Here is an 18,231-nt window from a genome sequence, read left to right as displayed (position 1 = left end):
AAGAAAATGCATAACATTCTCCTTATGTATATCTACATATTACCAGAAAATGCTTATACAAAGTCAAAAATTACGGCTTTTTTACTGAAAATTTTGTCTTGTTCGAACGCCTCATCAAGCGTTTTCGGATACGGAACTGATCTCTTCTTTTTATAATGGATGCCATTTATCTGCTCAATAATATTTTCAGACTCCAGATAGTTTAAATATCCTTTTATAGCACATTGATAATTTCCATTTAGATAAGGAAGTTTTCTTTCCTGAAAGATCCGTTTTTCCATCAATCTCTTACACTCATTTTCAAGCTGCTGCAAAGTAAAGGTTGAAGATAATTTATCAATAATAAACAAAAGATATGATTGCCAAATATAAGGTGAAGTTTCAATGAAGTAATAGTTGTAAGAAGGCATTCCTGCTAAAGGGGAAAATAAAGTGATTGACCTGTGATTAAAATACATAACTTTCTTTACATACATAATAGAAGGAGAAACATTTTTATAAGCGGTCATTCTCCATGTCTTTTTCTGGTTATTCCACAATAGATTTGGATGCTTATAACTTTTACTATTGAATGAATCAAACATCATACTCAGTTCCAGATTTTTTGCAGAAAACGTATATCCCTCAGCTATTACTTTTCTTTGTGAGATTGGAAGAATATTTCTTAGGAGGAGAAACTGCTGCTGTAAAGGACAAAAATAATTCAAATAAAGCTTTCCTGTTTTGTCTTTTTTGACAGCGGTAAGATCAGTCATTTGTAGGGAATATAAATTCTCCCTCTTCTTCTTAATTCTTTTCATACCAAAAATCCAGTCAGATTCTACTCCAATTGATTGATAGCCATAAATTCTGCTAGTAAACATATCAACATTCAATGTTGCACATTGATATTCGATTGCATGATTTTTCTCACCAAGATAAATATCCGGCCTTTGAGCTATGTCGCGCAAATAATGTTCCAGGTATAGGTTTTCTTCTTTTTTCATAAGCCAGTGAAACAGACTCTTTTTTCCCATTAAGTGATAGTTTGTTTCTGCCTCATGTAAACCAGCACAAGCACTTTGCGACTGGTGTGCGAAATGCCATATTTTTTTTGCACCGCACTTAGGAATTACTTTATTCTTGCAAACGGGACATAAAAGCATTCCGGTTCTCATTTTTGAGTACCACTGTTCCTTTGAAGTTTCTCCAGTCATATCAACAAATTGATTTTCATATAGAGCAACAAGCATTTCTGTCACCTCTCCCCTCACTTCTAAATTAATAATGTGGGAAAGGAGCATAAAAAACATTTGGAGCTTTTCTAAAAAAATACTCTTTATTACAATGGATATCCAGAATTCCCTTTAAGCAAAAAAATAAAAACCGATTTCAAATGTTACTGAAATCGGTTATAACTTATAATTTAAAATATTTCTGTACATGATCCAAAGCAGCTTCAGAAACAATTGTTTTGCCATATTCCTGAATACGGTATACTGATAAATCTGAGTCATTGCCGTACTCCAGCAACTGAGCTAATAAATCATCTTGTTCTCTGTCAGGCGCTTCTGGGTTGAATGTCACATACAGATAATACTTGCCTTCGAAGTGAAACAGCGAATTCTCAAATGAGGAAGAATCAATTGTATGGCTGAGAAGAATAACATCTTCAAAATCTCCAAAAGAAATTAAGAATGACAAGTAATCTTCTTCAGTTTCTTCAAGTTCATCGAACTCTTCTTCTTCTGTTTGAAATTGCTGATCCAGCAGTTTTTCAATATTTTGATCAACAGGTAAGTCTAATTTATCATCACCTATTGGAAGTTCAATCTTTTTACCATCCTTAGACATTTGTGCACGTGTAACAATAATTTCAAGACCTTTATCCAGAGCCTGCACTTGAATCCAAAGAGGACCTTCTAATGGAAACTGTTCTTGCTGGTGTGCTTCGTCCATCATCTCCCAGAAGAGTTCTTCTCCTCTTTCGCGGTCAGCCCATATTTCTTCACGGTCGAATCCGCGATCTTCAATATCTCTGTACGTTATGAAAAATTTAATGGTGAACTCATTCACTCTTTCAATTTCCATTTCTGCTTCTCTCCCTTCTCTCCGGTTTGTTCGTGAAGGGATAAATACCCCTAGAAAAAAGCAATACTTATTACCTTTTATTCCCCAACTAAAAATACATCAATCACAATTAAACCTCTTGTACCTTATTCTATGACAAAACAGCTAATCTGGAAATAAAAAAGGCCCGTATTAACTGCCCTTTTTTGCGCCTAGATCAATGATAAAAAAACTGCTGCTGCTTGACGCAAGTGGTCAAGCTGGACTATAATTCAATGGTCTTAAAGGTTAACATATTGTACCATAACTCACTTGAAATTTCATTACATACGGGGGTTTTACTTTTGGAAACAGATTTTCTGATATCCCTTTTGCAAATTATCGCAATTGATATTCTACTTGGCGGCGATAACGCTATTGTTATAGCCCTTGCTAGCAGAAACTTACCTGAGAAACAGAGAAATAAAGCGATTTTCTTAGGAACAGGACTGGCTATCGTTGTACGTGTAGTATTAACCATAGTAGCTGTTTATTTATTAAATATTCCATTCTTATACCTTGCAGGAGGTATTTTACTTCTAATCATAGCGTACAAGCTTATACTTGAAGAAGATGAAGAGCTTGATGTAAAAGCAGGGAAAAATTTATCTGATGCGGTTAAAACCATTGTATTCGCAGATATTGCTATGGGTCTGGATAATGTTTTAGCGATAGCAGGAGCTGCACACGGAAATATTATTCTTGTCGTAATTGGATTATTAGTATCTGTACCAATCATTATATGGGGAAGTAAAATAATATTGCACTTCATGGAACGGTTTCCTGTATTAATTTATATTGGTTCAGGCGTACTCGCTTTTACCGCTGCAGGTATGATCATTGAAGAAAAAATGCTCCATACAGTTTTTGCTGATAACACTATCCTTGAATATGGTTTATATTTATTCTTAATCATCGGTGTCTTATTTGCAGGTATATTGACGAACTCCATTAAAAGAAAAGCAAAGTAAACATACGAATCCTGCCGGCACATGCTGGCAGGATTCTTTATTGAAGGTCATTACTTAGAGGTTGATGTTATTTTGAGTATACTTCTTTGACTAGTTGATTGGAGCGCAAGGTGCGAGACTCCTGCGGGATCGGCGGGACAGGTGAGACCACGGCAGGCTGGATTAGCCTAGGGGGCTCACCGCGCGCCACGCGGAAAGCGAGTATCCTGAAGCGGAAATCAACCACTTCAATTGCAATAATGTTTACGAAAACAGCCTATATTTAAAACATAAAAAAACTTCCGCAATTTGCAGCGGAAGTTTTTCTTTTATTCATTTACAAGACGCTGTGCTTCCATAAGCTGAAAAGTACGAACTCTTCTTGGCAAGAAACGGCGAATCTCATCTTCGTTATAGCCAACTTGCAGACGCTTTTCATCCAGGATGATAGGTCTTCTCAATAATCCAGGGTGATCTGCAATTAATTGATATAGATCTTGCAATGGCATGGATTCAAGATTAATGTTAAGTTCCTGGAACGTTTTTGAACGAGTAGAAATAATTTCGTCAGTACCGTCCTCTGTCATTCTCAAGATTTGCTTAACTTCTTCTATTGATAAAGGTTCCGAAAAAATATTTCTTTCTTGATAAGGAATCTCATTTTCTTTTAACCATGCTTTAGCTTTTCGGCATGATGTACAGCTCGGCGAAGTAAATAGTGTGACCATATTGGAACTCTCCTTCCCCTCTCTCTGATTTAGGTACTTTAAAAAAGTTATTAAATCATCATTCATAGTATACTACACATTTTACATTTTCGGTAGAGGTTATACAGACTTTTGTACATTTTTACGAATTTGTCATACAAATGTAATACATATACAGCTTGTCTTACACAACTTATCCGTCATTTTTTCATACATATATATAGACGTATTACCCGAAGATAAGTTTCATAAAACATAAAAAAAATAAGCTCTTTTCTAATGGTTTTTTGTTTTTAAATTGTTTTTTGAAGACCCTCGTTGATAAGTTGATTGGAGCGCAAGGTGCGAGACTCCTCGAAAATAAACTTCACATTTTCTTCGTGCGATGTAAAGCTGCGGAAGCCTTCCTTGTCCTGCGGGATAAGCGGGACTGGTGAGACCCCGCCAGCGCAAAGCGATAGGGAGGCTCACCGCACGCCCCGCGGAAAGCGAGCAGCCTGGAACGGATATCAACCCTTCAAATTGCAAAGTTTTTACGAAAAAAGCCAAAAATAAAAGAGTGGCTTAGCCACTCTTTTTAAGCTATTGTTTTATTTACTTGTGATGCAGGTCCTTTTCGCGGAATACTTGGTTTAAGGTTCTTGAGGTTTTTCTTCAGCATCTCTTTCCATAATTCGCGCTTTGTTTTTTTCTTCTTATCTTTTTGTTTCATAACGCCTGCTCCTCCTTCAACAAGGAAAATAGTAATAATTATTCGGAAGCGGATTCCCTTGGCGTATCGGAAGACTCATTTTTAACCATTTCGGGTTTTGGAGCCGCTGGTTCTGTGTCCAAGGTGAGCACTTCACTTGCTGGCTGATAAGACTTGCCGTACAATTCACTATCTTTGTACGTGTGTATTTCATTATACGTCTTTTTCATGTTTTCATAAATAGTTTCTTCAGATTCTTTTGTTGGTGACCAGTATAAGATCTCCATCTCATTTACTTCATTAGTTGCTAATGAACGTCTTCTATATCCGATACTTGATGCGTGTTCAAAGCCCTCTCGTGTATAGAAACGAAGACGTTTTTCGGTGTCGCTGTCTCCATAGTTAACCGGCTCAACTTCTAATATAATCGGTTTGCCTTTAGCTTTTAATTTATCGATAAGCTTATGGCCCAAGCCTTGTCCTCTGGCATCTTTTGAAACGAATAAATAATCGATAAAAACAAAGTCTGAAAGTTCAACGTACATTAGTACGTGATGTTTTCCTTCATCTTTATGATAAATATCACTCTTTTCATCCAGCAAAAGTTCCATATGTTCTTTTGATTTCATTTCTTCAATCGGAAAATATTGATTTAACTTCTCATACCAATTCATTGTTTCCCCATCAGCTCCTTAAGTTTTTATATTATATAGTTTTCCCTCTTTCTTCCTTTGTTATCATGGGATACAATAGAGAAAGAAGTACGTGGTGAACGAGTTGTAAAAAAAGGAGGCATCCTCTTTGCTATCATTCTTTACCGATTTAACGTTGTTAGCTTTATGTGTGGTTGGTATTACAGCATTGATGGGAACGATTTCCCAAGTCATCGCGGTAAAATTGTTCGGCGGCAAGAAAGTTTCACATTTCGTGGATAAATCGAAGTCCTTCCAACAAAATTGGAGTCCAGTTAAAAGAAGAAATTAAACGAAAACAACCCGTAACTTTTGGGTTGTTTTTTCACATTTTTCACCCGAACTGCTTTATAATACAAGGGTAACATACATAATAGAGGTGTACAAATGCATAGAAACCTTAGAACTTTTATTAGTCAATTAAGAGAAGAAAAAGAAATTATTGAGATACATGCCGAAGTCGATCCATATTTAGAAATCCCTGAAATTCACAGACGTGTAATTGCAGAAGAAGGTCCTGCCCTGCTTTTTACAAACGTTAAGGGTAAAAACATACCCGTAGTGACGAATTTATTTGGAACGATAAAACGTGTAGATATGGCTTTCGGACCAAAACCTGAACAATTAGTTAAAGATCTTGTCTCATCTATTGATGAACTTATGCCTCCTTCCCCTTCTGTTCTGTGGAAGAAAAAAGGTATGATCAAGGACGTTTTATCTCTAGGAACAAAAAAAGTCGGCAAGAATAAATCACCTATCCTCGAAACGTTTACGACGAACGTCAATATGAAGGATCTCCCGGCTCTTACTGGGTGGCACCTTGACAGCAATCCCTTTGTGACCCTTCCGCTCGTTTATACTGAGCATCCAGATAAACACGAACACAACCTTGGGATGTATCGGATTGAAATTAAAGAAGAAAATAAAACCGGTATACACTGGCAAATTCATAAAGGCGGAGGTTTCCACCATTATGAAGCAGAACAAAAAAACCAAGCACTGCCTGTAACATTATTCTTAGGAGGCCCTCCTTCCTTAATGATCAGTGCGATAGCTCCTCTTCCAGAAGCAGTTCCCGAACTGATGTTTTCATCTATGCTGATGGGAGAAAAATTAAGCCTTGCTCATGTTGATGGCCACCCTCATCCGTTAATTGCCGAAGCAGAATTTGCTTTTGGCGGTGTGGTTCCGCCTCATGTTCGTGAACCTGAAGGGCCATTTGGAGATCATTATGGATATTACTCATGGGCGCATGACTTCCCTGTTTTCAACGTTGATAAGATGTGGAAACGAAAAGATGCGATCTATCCTGCTACAGTAGTAGGAAAGCCAAAGCAAGAAGACTATTTTATCGGAGAATATCTGCAGCGTTTAATGAGCCCTTTATTCCCGGTAGTTATGAATGGTGTGCGAGATTTATGGACGTACGCCGAAACTGGATTCCATGCATTAGCAGGTGCAGTTGTTCGAGAATCGTATTATAAAGAAGGTCTTGCTCATGCATTCCGTATTATGGGAGAGGGCCAACTCACATTAACCAAGTTTTTGATGGTAACCAACAAACCTGTTAACCTGCAAAATTTCGCGGAATTAGCTGAAGGGGTTCTCGAAAGATTCCTTCCTGAGCGCGATTTGCTGATTATTCATGATACTTCCATGGATACTTTGGATTATACGGGACGTAAGTTTAATACAGGCTCAAAAGCAATTATGACTGGTCTTGGTGAACCTGTCCGTGAATTAAAGAGAACGTATGAAGGCGGAACTATATCAGGGATTAATGATGTTGGTGTTTTCTGCGGAGGCTGTTTAACTGTGAGCGGACCATCCTTTGATGAAGCTCCAGATTTTGCTGAACAACTTTTGTCTAATAGCCATGACTCCTTTAAAAATTGGCCACTCGTCTTTTTAGTAGATGATGCTTCCATCGCATCAACTCAAGCTGAGTTTTTATGGACAACTTTTACGCGCTTTGATCCGGCATATGATGTCTATGCCAATAGTACGATCGACCGGAACCGTATTAAATATGAAGGAACGATAATCATTGATGCAAGAATGAAGCCTTTCTATCCGGATGTTGTTGAAACTCGTCCCGATATTAATCAAAAAGTTACTGAAAGATGGAATGAATATTTCCCTAAGTAAAAGAAGCGTTTTCACGCTTCTTTTTGCATTTTACAAGTTGATATATTGTCCAAAGGGTGGTAAAGTATTTAACAATATACATTTTTAAGGAAAGGAGAAAAACTTATGAGAAAAATCACCTTATTAGATCTTTATAAACATCCTCATGTGCAAAAATACGTAAAACGTTCAGGTATGGTACATGCCATTTCTACAGCTTATCATGCTTATCGTTTAGCCCTGAAACATGGTGTAGATCCAGATTTGGCAACTAAGTCAGCTTTTCTTCACGATATCGGACATTATACATGGTACAAAAATGGTCACTGGGACTATGACATGTATAAAGAGAATGATATTCATGCAATTAAGGGTGCTGAACGTGCTCACCGTATTTTAGTTTCGTTGGGAGAAGATCGTAAAAAAGCGAAAGAGATCGCTTTGGCTATTTTACTTCATACAGATTCTTATCTGCCGGCAGGCTCATTGAATTTAAATCCGCTGCAGAAGGTTGTTGCTCTTGCTGATGAAGCAGACGAAGAACCAGGCGGATCACATCACTATCGCACAGTCAGTGATATAAAAGCATTAACCATGATCAAAAAATTAGATGAAATGGTAGATGAGTATAATGAAGAAGAAAAAGTAAAACACTCTGTTTCCTAAAATGGAAAAGAGTGTTTTTAACATTCTTACATATTAATAAGCTACAAAACCGATAGCTTTTTCACTGGAATACGTTCCTATTGTACTTCCGAATCGGGTATAGATTACTTTAGGGAAGCTATCTAGTGCAAACAATTCATCAAATTCTTTTTTAACTTCATCTGTAGAAGAAAAACTATGGATTAGATAAAGTGTTTTCTCCGGGTTTTCTGATTTCCACTCTAAAATGATTTCTTTCATTTTATTTAACCCTTTTTTGCTTCCACGGAATTTGCCGATTGTTTCAACTACTCCATCTATTATCGATATCATAGGTTTAATGTTAAGCATGCCCGCGATAGCGCCTTGAACTGCTGAAATTCTTCCGCCTTTTTTAAGGTTTTCCAGTGTTTCAAGTAGTACATATGCTTTAATTCCTGCTTTTGTTTTTTCAATCCGCGTTACAATCTCGCTTAAAGAAGCTTCTTTTTTAGACATCTCGATCGCTTCATTTAATAAAATCTGTACACCGCCAGAAGCAATTCCAGAATCGATAATCGTAACTCGTTTTTGTTCCTCTTCTGTAAGCATACTTTTGCCAATTGTTGCGCTTTGAACGGTACCGCTTAAGTTAGAAGAAATACCGATATATAAAACTTCATTTCCTTTGTTCAATTCTTTTTGAAATGCCTCAAAAAATGATTGTGGTGATGGCTGGCTTGTTTTAGGCAGATCCGGTTCATTTGACATTCTTTTATAGAATTCATCTTCTGTTATATTAACCCCATCTAAATAGTGATCTTCTCCAAACTGAACATTTAGAGGGACAATCGTTAATGGAATATCCGTTATTTCAGAATTTATTTTTAAATCACTCGCGCTATCAACGATAAAACTTAGTTTCATGAATTTACCCCTTTTCTGCTTCTCAATCAATAGTAGGGATGTGTAACGATAATTTTGTATACGCTTTACACACTCAATTTAGTTTAACATAAAAAACGACCTCCTGAAATGACGGAGACCGTTTTAAATGTGTTAATTATTTTGTTTAACAGCTTCCTCATCATAAAGATGACAAGCTACCCAGTGTCCTTCTCTTGCTTCCTGCCATTTTGGCTTAACAGCTGCACATACATCCATTGCATGTGGACAGCGAGTACGGAAACGGCATCCGCTTGGAGGATTGATCGGGCTCGGAACATCACCTTCAAGGATGATTCGTTCACGGCTTCTTTCTAATTCAGGATCCGGAACAGGAATCGCTGATAAAAGAGCTTGTGTATATGGATGCAGAGGCTCTTCATAAAGCTCATCACTTGTTGTAAGTTCCACGATATTTCCTAAATACATAACACCTACACGATCAGAAATATGTTTAACCATAGATAGATCATGGGCAATAAATAGATAAGTAAGACCGCGTTCCTTTTGAAGTTCCATCATTAGGTTTACAACCTGTGCCTGAATGGAAACGTCAAGTGCCGAGATTGGCTCATCGGCAATGATAAAGTCTGGATCTACAGCAAGTGCACGAGCGATACCAATACGCTGACGCTGACCGCCAGAAAACTCATGCGGATAACGGTTAGCATGCTCTTTGTTTAATCCAACTGTTTCAAGAAGTTCATAGACACGGTTGTCACGATCCTTCTTTGTTTTTGCCAAGCCGTGGATATCGATACCTTCAGCAATGATATCCTTAACTGTCATTCTAGGATTTAATGATGCGTATGGATCTTGGAAGATCATTTGCATCTTTCGGTTAAATTTCTTTAAATCAGAACGGGATTTTCTTCCGTGAACGTCTTCACCTTCATAGAATACTTCTCCATCTGTTGCATCATATAGTCTGATGATTGTACGTCCAGTTGTAGATTTTCCACACCCGGATTCTCCTACTAGTCCAAGTGTTTCACCTTTATAAATATCAAAAGATACATCATCAACTGCTTGTAAAACGCCCTTTTTTCCAGCTGGGAAATACTTTTTAAGATTTTTAACTTCAAGTAACTTTTCTCTCTCAACAACTGCCATTATCGAGCACCCCCAACTACTGCCGCTTCAGGCGGTTCAACTTTTGGCGCTCGCTCATCTAACAACCAGCAAGCAGCTTTGTGCGATGAAGAAACGTTAGTAGCCTCAGGCATATGTTCTAAACATACTTCCATCGCATATGGACAACGCGCTGCGAACGGACATCCTTTCGGAGGATTCATTAAGTCAGGCGGTGTTCCTGGAATTGCTAATAGTTCTTTTGAATCTGCATTTAATTTTGGCATGGAAGCTAACAGACCCCATGTATATGGATGTTTCGGCTTGTAAAAGATTTCATCAACTGTACCTGTCTCAACGATCATACCACCGTACATTACGGCTACACGCTGAGCGAGGTTTGCAACTACTCCTAAATCATGCGTGATAAGGATAATTGCAGTTCCTGTTTTGTCTTGAAGGTCACGCATCAAGTCCAAGATCTGAGCTTGAATCGTTACATCAAGCGCTGTTGTTGGCTCGTCGGCGATTAAGACTTTAGGATTACAAGCAAGTGCAATCGCAATAACAACACGCTGACGCATTCCGCCTGAAAATTGGTGAGGATATTCATCTACACGAAGTTCAGGATTTGGAATACCTACAAGCTTTAATAGGTTAATTGAACGCTCTTTTGCTTCACTCTTGCTCATGTTCTGGTGCTTACGCAGCCCTTCCATGATCTGCTTACCGATAGTCATCGTTGGATTTAATGATGTCATCGGATCTTGGAAGATCATTGAGATTTCAGCACCGCGAATTTTTTCCATCTCACGCTCAGTCGCTTTTGCAAGGTCTTTGCCTTGGAAGCGAATTGCGCCTTCTTTAATTGAACCTATTTTATTCGGCAAAAGTCTCATTACTGCTTTAGAAGTAACAGACTTACCAGAACCGGATTCACCTACAATTGCAAGTGATTCCCCTTTATCTAAAGATAAGCTTACACCTCGAACTGCTTTAACTTCTCCCCCATACGTCTGGAAGGAGACATGAAGGTTATCTAGCTCTAAAAGTTTTTCCATTTATAAAATCTCCTTCCTATACTATCTTCTCATTTTCGGATCAAGTGCATCACGCAATCCGTCCCCTAGCAAGTTAAAGCTGATCATCAAGATACACATGATGGATGCAGGATAGATCGCTAAGTGAGGATAGATACGCAATGATCTAAATCCGTCTGCAATCAAAGCACCTAGTGAAGCAGTCGGCGGCTGAATACCTAGACCGATAAAACTAAGAAATGCTTCGAAGAAAATAGCTCCTGGAATTGTAAATGTACTTGTTACAATGATTGCACCAAGTGTATTTGGCAATAAGTGTTTTGTAATTAATCGGCCGTTTGTTGAGCCAAGTGTTTTTGATGCTAATACAAATTCTCGGTTTTTTAATGATAGGATCTGCGCACGTACGATACGCGACATTCCTATCCAACCGGTTATAACGAGAGCTAGTGTGATTGAAAGTATCCCTGGATCAAGTATGATAATAAACAAGATAATGACAACCAGATTCGGTATACCTACTAATACTTCTACTACACGCTGCATCGCGTCATCCACTTTGCCGCCGTAAAAGGCAGAAATACCTCCGTAAGCAACACCTACAATTAAATCGATGGTTGCTGCTAAAAATGCGATATAAAGAGAAATTTGTGTACCTTTCCAAACACGCACCCATTGGTCACGACCAAGAGGATCGGTACCAAACCAGAATTCATCTTCAGCTGGCACATTCTTCATTTCATATTGATCTACGCCACGAATATCTACTCCGTCTACTCCAAGGAATCCAATCTTCTCTAATCCAGGAATTTTCGGTGGTAAGTTTGCACGCATTAGTTCCTGATCGTCCATGCCATACTTACTTAAAGATGGTGCAATAAGTGAAAATACAATAATGAATACGATTGCAAAGAATCCTAGCATCGCTGCTTTGTTCTTCTTTAATCGTCTAAAAGCATCTTGCCAAAAGCTTAAGCTCGGCTTTGTAATTTCTTCGCCTTTACCTGTACCCAGATCTGCAGGTCGAAATAAATCAGGTGTTAATTTTCTTTCTGACATACTCATTAAGATTTACCTCCCGCCACACGAATACGAGGATCAATGATTCCATAAAGGATATCTACAACTAAAATAATTACAACGATTAGAAAACTAAAGAACAATGTCGTTCCCATGATTACTGGATAATCGTTTAAGTTAATACTCTTTACGAACTGTTCACCAATTCCAGGAATCGCAAATATGTTTTCAATAACAAGTGACCCAGTAATAAGAGCTATTGACATCGGCCCAAGAATAGTAACAATCGGAATTAAACTGTTTCGCACACAGTGTTTAATAATTACTGCTTTGCTGCTAATCCCTTTTGATCGTGCCATAAGAATATAATCTGTTCCTAAAATTTCAAGCATTTCAGTACGCATAAACCGAGCCACGGTTGCAATTACTCCTACGGATAGAGAGAATGCTGGCATGATGTGATATTCGGGACCATCCCAAAAAGCTACTGGAAGCCATCCGAGTTTTACGCCCACGTAGTACTGCAAAAGTCCAGCAAATACGAAGGACGGGATTGCTATTCCAAATACAGCTATGACCATTGAACCATAATCGATAAAAGAGTTATGTTTTAATGCAGCTGCGATTCCTAAAATCAAGCCAACTAACGTTCCGAATACCAATGCTTCAAATCCTACTGTAGCTGAAGGACCCATACCGTTTGCGATCATGGAGTTAACGGTACGTCCATCGAATTGGAACGTATATCCTAAATCACCCTGTGCCAATTTCCCTAGATAATTAATGTATTGAACAGGCACCGGGTCATTTAACCCGTATTTTTCGTTTAAAGCATAGCGTTGGGACTCAGTTAACTTCTCTTGGTTGTTAAAAGGAGAACCCGGTAATAATTTCATTAAAAAGAATGTAATCGTTGCAATGACAAGCAGTGTTAAAAACATCGCAAAAACACGCTTAGATATATAACGCAACATTACAAACACCTCCCCCAAATGTTTCAAGCCTTAATATTTTGAAATGTTTCTGTAATATCTATCTTAAGGGACAAAATATTTTATATCAATAGAAAATAATCTTTTTTCGACATTTTCTGATATCTTTTTTTATTCAAGAATATTCCATCCGTTGTTTTCAAGGCAAAAAAGAGAGTACATGTCAGGAACACATGTACTCTCCTGAGAAAAACTATTTACTATTTTTCAATAGATTATTGTTTTCCTTCAATGTAAGCCCACTTGTAAGAAACATCAGCTCCGAATAAGTGATGAGCCAAGTCTTTTACGTATGGCTTTTGAAGGCCAGTAACACCACGTTGGTATAATGGAGAGATCGCTTGGTCTTCGAAAAGAACTTTCTCAGCTTCAAGCATCATTTCCCAACGCTTTTCTTGATCCATTTCTTTCTTAGCGTCGTTGATTAACTTGTCATAAGCAGGATTTGAATAACCCATTTGGTTATGAGCTCCGTCAGTTACGAACATATCTAGGAACGTCATTGGATCTTGGTAGTCAGGACCCCAACCAGCATAAGAGAAGTCATACTCACCTTTAGATTCTAGTTCTAGCTTTTGCTTAAATGGTTGTGCTTTAATGCTAACTTTGATTCCAGGAAGGTTCTTTTCAAGTTGGTTCTTGAAGAACTCACCCATTTTCTTAGCGCCATCAGAATCGTAGTTCAATAGTTCAAGTTCTACAGTTTCTTTGCCAAGTTCTTTTAGACCAGCAGCCCAAAGTTCTTTAGCTTTTTCTAAATCATAGCCACCGAAGTTGCCGTTAGTCTTACGGAAGTCTTCTCCGTCTGGACCTGGAGTGAACTCACCAGGAACTAGGTAGTATGCAGGTGTAGATCCGTTGTTAAGAAGTACATCTACCATTGATTGCTTGTCATAAGCCATGTCGATCGCTTTACGGATGTTAGCGTTCTTAAGAGCATCTGAGTTTTTAGAGTTTTGGTTTAAACGCAGGAAGAATACTGTAGCTTCTCCACGAGTGTAAAGATCTTCGTGATCTTTGTATTGGTCAACATATTCCATGCTAAGACCAGTGATATCTGTTTGACCAGTTTCATAAAGGTTTACGCTTGTAGCAACGTCTTTAACGATTTTAACGTTAATTTCGTCAAGCTTAACGTTGTCTTTATCCCAGTAGTTATCGTTCTTCTTGTACTGCCATCCTTCGTTGTGTTTCCACTCGTTAAGTACGAAAGGACCGTTGTATAATAGAGTGTTAGCTTCTAAAGCGTACTTGTCGCCTTGAGACTTAACATACTCTTCTTTTTGCGGATAGAAAGTTGCGAATCCAGTTAGTCCTAAGAAATAAGGAGCTGGAGCTTCAAGAGTTACTTCAAGAGTTGATTCATCAACAGCTTTAACACCTAGCTCTTCTACTTTACCGAATAATGGGTCACCATCAGTTTGGATCGCGTTAGCGTTCTTAATAGGTCCCATGATGTAAGCATACTCAGAAAGAGTATCTGGGTGTAGAGCTTTTCTCCAAGAGTAAACGAAATCGTTAGCAGTTACTTTAGATCCGTCACTCCATTTTGCTTCTGGATTTAGTGTGAAAGTGTACACTGTTCCATCTTCATTTGTCTTGTGCTCAAGAGCAACACCTGGAGTTGGTTTGTTGTCTTTATCAAGACGGTATAAACCTTCCATTACGTTGTTAAGTACTTCAAATGATACAGAGTCTGTTGCAAGAGACGAATCCATTGAAGGAATTTCTTCTCCATCAAGGATGTTAAGTACTTGCGGCTCAGCTGGCTTTTCAGTTTTATCGCCTTCGTTGCCGCCTTTCTTTTCGCCAGTCTCTTTCTTGTCTCCGCCACTACAAGCAGCTAAGAACATGCTAAGAACAAGAACTAGCGTAAGAAGCAATGACCATTTTGACTTCTTCATGAGTCGACCTCCCCTTTTTATCCTGTTAATTTGTTAGCAGACGAAAGTCTCAAGAATTATCAGACATTTCATCTACAAGTTCGATTATACAAGTTTTCAAACAATTGTGGAATTATTTTTTTTAAGAGTTTTACAAAAAGCCCATGATATTTACTTTTCCTTAACAAAAAATAGGTACAAAGACCCACATTGTGTGAGCTTGTATTTTCTGATAATTCTACAAATTTTACCAAAATTATATGTAAACTAGCATGAATATTACATTCTCGATTTCCTGTGCAGATAGACAACGCCTTGTTTTGAATTATAATTCGTCAATTTTATATTTCATTTGTTACAATGGGAGTATAGTCTGACGGCATATTTTGAATTTCGTGGTACATTTTTAGATGTTTATGGTGTATTTTTTACTATTTGGAGGCTTAATCAATGAACATACACATAAGAAGAATTCTCGTAATTTCCGCATTCCCTGTTCTCATTGCTTTGATCACTGCTCTCTTATCTTCTGGACCATTTACCCTTGAAAAATACGTAAATACTCTTTTTTACTTTGCACTTTCTATTGCATTGATCGGTATTGCTTTATATGTAGTGAAAGGCGGTTTTTTTGACTTTTTTTCATACAGTTTTAAAAAAGTAGCAAAAGCATTAACCAGAACGCCTGACATTCACGATGAAGTATCTTTTAAAACCAACTTTCATTTATCAGAACGAGTAAATGTTTCTTATATGAAATCTTTCTTGTATAGTGGTTTATTTTTAACATTTCTATCAATTGCCGTTGCATATGTATTGTAATTTGTGTATACTACTAAAAAATAAATGACTAATGTGATGATGAAGAAGAGTACATGATGAGAAGCTCTCAGAGAGCCTGTGGCAGGTGAAAACAGGCAGTAGATCATGATGGAATGGGCTTTGGAGCATTCTGACCGAACCTTTTTAGTAGGCTCAGACGTGTAAGTGTCCGCACGATATAAATGGACAGCGTATCGGTATTTCCTGTACGTTTTCGAGTGATTTTCATATTACGTGAGAATTATAAGGGTGGCACCGCGGTCCATTCGTCCCTTGCATAAGGCGACGAGTGGGCCTTTTTATATTGATTTTTAAAGAAAAAGGAGAGATGAATCATGTCTGTTATTTTCTCAGGCATCCAGCCGAGCGGTAACTTAACGATCGGCAACTATATTGGAGCAATGAAGCATTTTGTTGAGCTTCAGCATGAACATGATTGCTACTTTTGTGTAGTGAATCAACACGCGATTACGGTAGCACAAGATCCAGTAGAGTTAAAAAGAAACAGCCGAAATTTAGCTGCTCTATACCTGGCGGCAGGGATTGACCCTGAAAAGTCAACAATCTTCATTCAATCAGAAGTACCAGCACATACTAAAATGGGATGGATGATGCAATGTGTTTCTTACATTGGCGAATTGGAGAGAATGACACAGTTTAAAGATAAGTCGTCCGGTAAGGAGGCTGTTTCTGCAGGATTATTAACCTATCCCCCATTGATGGCGGCAGATATTCTTTTGTACAACACTAGTATCGTACCTGTTGGAGATGACCAAAAACAGCATATAGAACTTACGCGTGATATAGCTGAACGTTTCAATAAAAAATATCGTGAAGTGTTTGTTGTTCCTGAGCCTCGCATCGCTTCTGAGGGTGCAAGAATTATGTCTCTCGTCGATCCAGAAAAGAAGATGAGCAAGTCAGATCCTAACCAGAATTCTTTCATCTCATTGCTGGATGATGAGTCAGTTATTCTAAAAAAGATCAAACGAGCAACTACAGATTCTGATGGCGTTGTAGCTTTTGACAAAGAAAACAAACCAGGGATTTCAAACTTGCTGACGATTTATTCTCAACTAACTGGAGAAAGTATTAAGTCATTGGTTGAAAAATATGAAGGCAAAGGTTACGGAGATTTCAAGCAAGGTGTGGCTGAGGCTATCATTACAATGCTTAAACCGATTCAAGAACGCTATAAAGAGTTTGTTGAGTCAGATGAACTTGATGAGATTCTTGATAGAGGTGCTGAAAAAGCTAATCGTGTGGCGAATAAGACACTGAATAAAGCTGAACGAGCTATGGGATTAGCACGTAAACGGTTTTAACACCAAAATCACAATAACTTCTGATTATTTTAAAACGACCAGATAATTTCTGGTCGTTTTCTTATATCCTTCTTGAATTATGATTATAAATCCCCTATTACCTACCTTGTTGATCTCTGCTATTGGGAGGAGTTTGCATACATAGATACTTGATATCACTATGCTTTATTTGTGTTTGTCGCCCTTTCCTTTTATTTTTTCTATCAACCAAAACAGCCAAAACAATAATTAATAAAAGAGGAACTAAAATTAGAAACCACAACATAATATCTCCCCCTATATTCATTTCCATAAATTACATATTCATCTTTTATCAAGAAAAGTCCTTCTTTTATAACACAATTTTTCAACAAAAAAAGCCATCTAATTCCTGTTCGAATTGGATAGCTAGTTAAATTGCACCTTTTATTTAGTAACTGTAAGATCAGTTTCAATAGTTTTTAATTCACGTGAGTTCCGTTTTCAAGTTCCCAAATCTTTTCAAAGTATGGCTGTCCTTTTACAAGTCTTTCGCACATATCTAAATGCTGCTTCGACCAGCCGCTCTTTAATTCGCAATAAAGTGCGTCCCATGCTTCGTCAAAATCCATTCTTTGAATTTTCCCGTATTGTTCAGGCATCCACTCTGTGCACCAATATCTCATTTCAGCTACATTTTTTGTCGAATGCAATTGATCAAGAGCCATAAAGAGCAGTTGTTTTAACTGTCTTTCCTTTCTTGTCAGCCCTCTCATGCTGTCTGGATTCGGTGATAAAATGTGATATTCTTTGCTCATCTGCTTTGCGCTGAATGTGTAAACTTTTGTTTCTGTTTGCTCCGCCATTTCAAAAACGAGCTGTTCTTGTCGAGGAATGAGTCTGCTCTTTCGGATTGGAATTCTATAACCCATTGTATCTACAATCAACGATTTTTTCTCATCCGTTATGATAAAGCAATGTTCTAGCTGTACGCGCTGGTTGTTCTTTCTGACATACGCTTTTTGATGCACTTCTTCTAATAATGCATCTGGAAGATCGTTTAAATCATTTTCGATGTAATGAAAAAGTGTTGATTCAATCTTGATAATGGGTACTTGGTCCAGCAGCTCTATATAGTCGTCTTTTCTCCATTCATGGAACTCACAAACGTTATAGCCATTCTCTTCTCCTTCAAACCAGTTGACCCAAACATCACGTAAGTATAACATTTGTACCCCTCACTTTTTTACCGATTTGTATTTAAAATCAGTATAGTCAGAGGTTGTCCTTTTTATT

Annotated in this window: 19 protein-coding genes and 1 other annotated feature; of the genes, 6 read left to right on the top strand and 13 right to left on the bottom strand. The window is 37.8% G+C overall.

Going from position 1 to position 18,231, the window contains the following annotated elements; all coding sequences use genetic code 11:
* Positions 1-53: 53 nt before the first annotated feature.
* Positions 54-1,232: a competence protein CoiA gene (locus ACFQ4X_RS05235; RefSeq protein ID WP_379837048.1), complete on the bottom strand. Its 1,179-nt coding sequence runs from the start codon at positions 1,230-1,232 to the stop codon at positions 54-56.
* A gap of 166 nt (positions 1,233-1,398) precedes the next feature.
* Entirely contained in the window at positions 1,399-2,070 is a 672-nt protein-coding gene (mecA, locus tag ACFQ4X_RS05230; RefSeq protein ID WP_379833500.1) for an adaptor protein MecA, read from the bottom strand.
* A gap of 323 nt (positions 2,071-2,393) precedes the next feature.
* On the opposite strand from mecA, the gene ACFQ4X_RS05225 reads away from it, so the two are divergent.
* Positions 2,394-3,059, top strand: coding sequence for a TerC family protein (locus ACFQ4X_RS05225; protein WP_379833499.1), 666 nt, complete (start codon positions 2,394-2,396; stop codon positions 3,057-3,059).
* Between the two features lie 308 nt (positions 3,060-3,367).
* Here the strand turns inward: ACFQ4X_RS05225 and spxA are convergent, their stop codons facing one another.
* The 3 genes from spxA to ACFQ4X_RS05210 all read right to left on the bottom strand — a co-directional run bounded on the left by spxA (position 3,368) and on the right by ACFQ4X_RS05210 (position 5,110).
* A complete protein-coding gene (spxA, locus tag ACFQ4X_RS05220; protein ID WP_066288819.1) occupies positions 3,368-3,766 on the bottom strand; it encodes a transcriptional regulator SpxA in 399 nt (132 codons plus the stop codon).
* Between the two features lie 556 nt (positions 3,767-4,322).
* Positions 4,323-4,457, bottom strand: coding sequence for a hypothetical protein (locus ACFQ4X_RS05215; RefSeq protein ID WP_281249401.1), 135 nt, complete (start codon positions 4,455-4,457; stop codon positions 4,323-4,325).
* A 38-nt stretch (positions 4,458-4,495) separates the two neighbouring features.
* Positions 4,496-5,110, bottom strand: a complete 615-nt coding sequence (locus ACFQ4X_RS05210; protein ID WP_379833497.1) for a GNAT family N-acetyltransferase — start codon at positions 5,108-5,110, stop codon at positions 4,496-4,498.
* A gap of 127 nt (positions 5,111-5,237) precedes the next feature.
* Between ACFQ4X_RS05210 and ACFQ4X_RS05205 the strand changes: the two genes are divergently transcribed.
* The 3 genes from ACFQ4X_RS05205 to ACFQ4X_RS05195 all read left to right on the top strand — a co-directional run bounded on the left by ACFQ4X_RS05205 (position 5,238) and on the right by ACFQ4X_RS05195 (position 7,921).
* Positions 5,238-5,420, top strand: a complete 183-nt coding sequence (locus tag ACFQ4X_RS05205) for a hypothetical protein (RefSeq protein WP_251322561.1) — start codon at positions 5,238-5,240, stop codon at positions 5,418-5,420.
* Positions 5,421-5,515: 95 nt separating this feature from the next.
* Entirely contained in the window at positions 5,516-7,276 is a 1,761-nt protein-coding gene (locus ACFQ4X_RS05200; RefSeq protein ID WP_379833495.1) for a UbiD family decarboxylase, read from the top strand.
* A 105-nt stretch (positions 7,277-7,381) separates the two neighbouring features.
* Positions 7,382-7,921 carry an HD domain-containing protein gene (locus ACFQ4X_RS05195; RefSeq protein ID WP_379833493.1) on the top strand — a complete coding sequence of 180 codons (540 nt, stop codon included), beginning with the start codon at positions 7,382-7,384 and terminating at the stop codon, positions 7,919-7,921.
* Positions 7,922-7,954: 33 nt separating this feature from the next.
* On the opposite strand, the gene ACFQ4X_RS05190 is transcribed toward ACFQ4X_RS05195, so the two are convergent.
* From ACFQ4X_RS05190 to ACFQ4X_RS05165, 6 genes are all read right to left on the bottom strand, one after another.
* Positions 7,955-8,806 (bottom strand): DegV family protein, encoded by an 852-nt coding sequence (locus tag ACFQ4X_RS05190; RefSeq protein ID WP_379833492.1) that lies wholly within the window; start codon positions 8,804-8,806, stop codon positions 7,955-7,957.
* 132 nt (positions 8,807-8,938) lie between these two features.
* A complete protein-coding gene (locus ACFQ4X_RS05185; protein WP_251323973.1) occupies positions 8,939-9,937 on the bottom strand; it encodes an ABC transporter ATP-binding protein in 999 nt (332 codons plus the stop codon).
* Positions 9,937-10,956 (bottom strand): ABC transporter ATP-binding protein, encoded by a 1,020-nt coding sequence (locus ACFQ4X_RS05180; protein ID WP_379833490.1) that lies wholly within the window; start codon positions 10,954-10,956, stop codon positions 9,937-9,939. The genes ACFQ4X_RS05185 and ACFQ4X_RS05180 overlap by 1 nt, the downstream gene beginning before the upstream one ends.
* A 21-nt stretch (positions 10,957-10,977) precedes the next feature.
* Positions 10,978-12,000: an oligopeptide ABC transporter permease gene (gene opp3C / locus ACFQ4X_RS05175; protein WP_379833488.1), complete on the bottom strand. Its 1,023-nt coding sequence runs from the start codon at positions 11,998-12,000 to the stop codon at positions 10,978-10,980.
* A complete protein-coding gene (opp3b, locus tag ACFQ4X_RS05170; RefSeq protein ID WP_379833486.1) occupies positions 12,000-12,929 on the bottom strand; it encodes an oligopeptide ABC transporter permease in 930 nt (309 codons plus the stop codon). Before opp3b ends, opp3C begins: the two co-directional genes overlap by 1 nt.
* A 233-nt stretch (positions 12,930-13,162) precedes the next feature.
* Positions 13,163-14,851, bottom strand: a complete 1,689-nt coding sequence (locus ACFQ4X_RS05165; RefSeq protein WP_379833484.1) for a peptide ABC transporter substrate-binding protein — start codon at positions 14,849-14,851, stop codon at positions 13,163-13,165.
* Between the two features lie 486 nt (positions 14,852-15,337).
* Here ACFQ4X_RS05165 and ACFQ4X_RS05160 point away from each other — a divergent pair, with 486 nt between their 5' ends.
* Both ACFQ4X_RS05160 and trpS read left to right on the top strand, forming a co-directional pair.
* Positions 15,338-15,652: a DUF3899 domain-containing protein gene (locus ACFQ4X_RS05160; RefSeq protein ID WP_379837046.1), complete on the top strand. Its 315-nt coding sequence runs from the start codon at positions 15,338-15,340 to the stop codon at positions 15,650-15,652.
* A 27-nt stretch (positions 15,653-15,679) separates the two neighbouring features.
* Positions 15,680-15,929, top strand: a binding site (T-box leader).
* A 58-nt stretch (positions 15,930-15,987) separates the two neighbouring features.
* Positions 15,988-16,977, top strand: coding sequence for a tryptophan--tRNA ligase (gene trpS / locus ACFQ4X_RS05155; RefSeq protein WP_379833483.1), 990 nt, complete (start codon positions 15,988-15,990; stop codon positions 16,975-16,977).
* Between the two features lie 97 nt (positions 16,978-17,074).
* Here the strand turns inward: trpS and ACFQ4X_RS05150 are convergent, their stop codons facing one another.
* Both ACFQ4X_RS05150 and ACFQ4X_RS05145 read right to left on the bottom strand, forming a co-directional pair.
* Positions 17,075-17,242, bottom strand: a complete 168-nt coding sequence (locus ACFQ4X_RS05150; RefSeq protein ID WP_379833481.1) for a hypothetical protein — start codon at positions 17,240-17,242, stop codon at positions 17,075-17,077.
* 175 nt (positions 17,243-17,417) lie between these two features.
* Positions 17,418-18,164: a YjbA family protein gene (locus tag ACFQ4X_RS05145; RefSeq protein ID WP_066288792.1), complete on the bottom strand. Its 747-nt coding sequence runs from the start codon at positions 18,162-18,164 to the stop codon at positions 17,418-17,420.
* Positions 18,165-18,231 lie beyond the last annotated feature (67 nt).

This window comes from Fictibacillus halophilus, assembly GCF_042680145.1.
Classification (GTDB): domain Bacteria; phylum Bacillota; class Bacilli; order Bacillales; family Fictibacillaceae; genus Fictibacillus; species Fictibacillus halophilus_A.
Note: the sequence above shows the minus strand (reverse complement) of the source record. Positions and strands in the feature narration are given on the sequence as shown.

Excerpts from the sequence above, each read along its gene's own strand:
- ACFQ4X_RS05215 (WP_281249401.1), bottom strand. The coding sequence starts at position 4,457 with ATGAAACAAAAAGATAAGAAGAAAAAAACAAAGCGCGAATTATGGAAA.
- mecA (WP_379833500.1), bottom strand. The coding sequence starts at position 2,070 with ATGGAAATTGAAAGAGTGAATGAGTTCACCATTAAATTTTTCATAACG.
- spxA (WP_066288819.1), bottom strand. The coding sequence starts at position 3,766 with ATGGTCACACTATTTACTTCGCCGAGCTGTACATCATGCCGAAAAGCT.
- ACFQ4X_RS05200 (WP_379833495.1), top strand. The coding sequence starts at position 5,516 with ATGCATAGAAACCTTAGAACTTTTATTAGTCAATTAAGAGAAGAAAAA.
- opp3b (WP_379833486.1), bottom strand. The coding sequence starts at position 12,929 with ATGTTGCGTTATATATCTAAGCGTGTTTTTGCGATGTTTTTAACACTG.
- ACFQ4X_RS05235 (WP_379837048.1), bottom strand. The coding sequence starts at position 1,232 with ATGCTTGTTGCTCTATATGAAAATCAATTTGTTGATATGACTGGAGAA.
- ACFQ4X_RS05185 (WP_251323973.1), bottom strand. The coding sequence starts at position 9,937 with ATGGCAGTTGTTGAGAGAGAAAAGTTACTTGAAGTTAAAAATCTTAAA.
- ACFQ4X_RS05210 (WP_379833497.1), bottom strand. The coding sequence starts at position 5,110 with ATGAATTGGTATGAGAAGTTAAATCAATATTTTCCGATTGAAGAAATG.
- ACFQ4X_RS05145 (WP_066288792.1), bottom strand. The coding sequence starts at position 18,164 with ATGTTATACTTACGTGATGTTTGGGTCAACTGGTTTGAAGGAGAAGAG.
- trpS (WP_379833483.1), top strand. The coding sequence starts at position 15,988 with ATGTCTGTTATTTTCTCAGGCATCCAGCCGAGCGGTAACTTAACGATC.
- ACFQ4X_RS05165 (WP_379833484.1), bottom strand. The coding sequence starts at position 14,851 with ATGAAGAAGTCAAAATGGTCATTGCTTCTTACGCTAGTTCTTGTTCTT.
- ACFQ4X_RS05190 (WP_379833492.1), bottom strand. The coding sequence starts at position 8,806 with ATGAAACTAAGTTTTATCGTTGATAGCGCGAGTGATTTAAAAATAAAT.
- ACFQ4X_RS05180 (WP_379833490.1), bottom strand. The coding sequence starts at position 10,956 with ATGGAAAAACTTTTAGAGCTAGATAACCTTCATGTCTCCTTCCAGACG.
- opp3C (WP_379833488.1), bottom strand. The coding sequence starts at position 12,000 with ATGAGTATGTCAGAAAGAAAATTAACACCTGATTTATTTCGACCTGCA.
- ACFQ4X_RS05195 (WP_379833493.1), top strand. The coding sequence starts at position 7,382 with ATGAGAAAAATCACCTTATTAGATCTTTATAAACATCCTCATGTGCAA.
- ACFQ4X_RS05150 (WP_379833481.1), bottom strand. The coding sequence starts at position 17,242 with ATGTTGTGGTTTCTAATTTTAGTTCCTCTTTTATTAATTATTGTTTTG.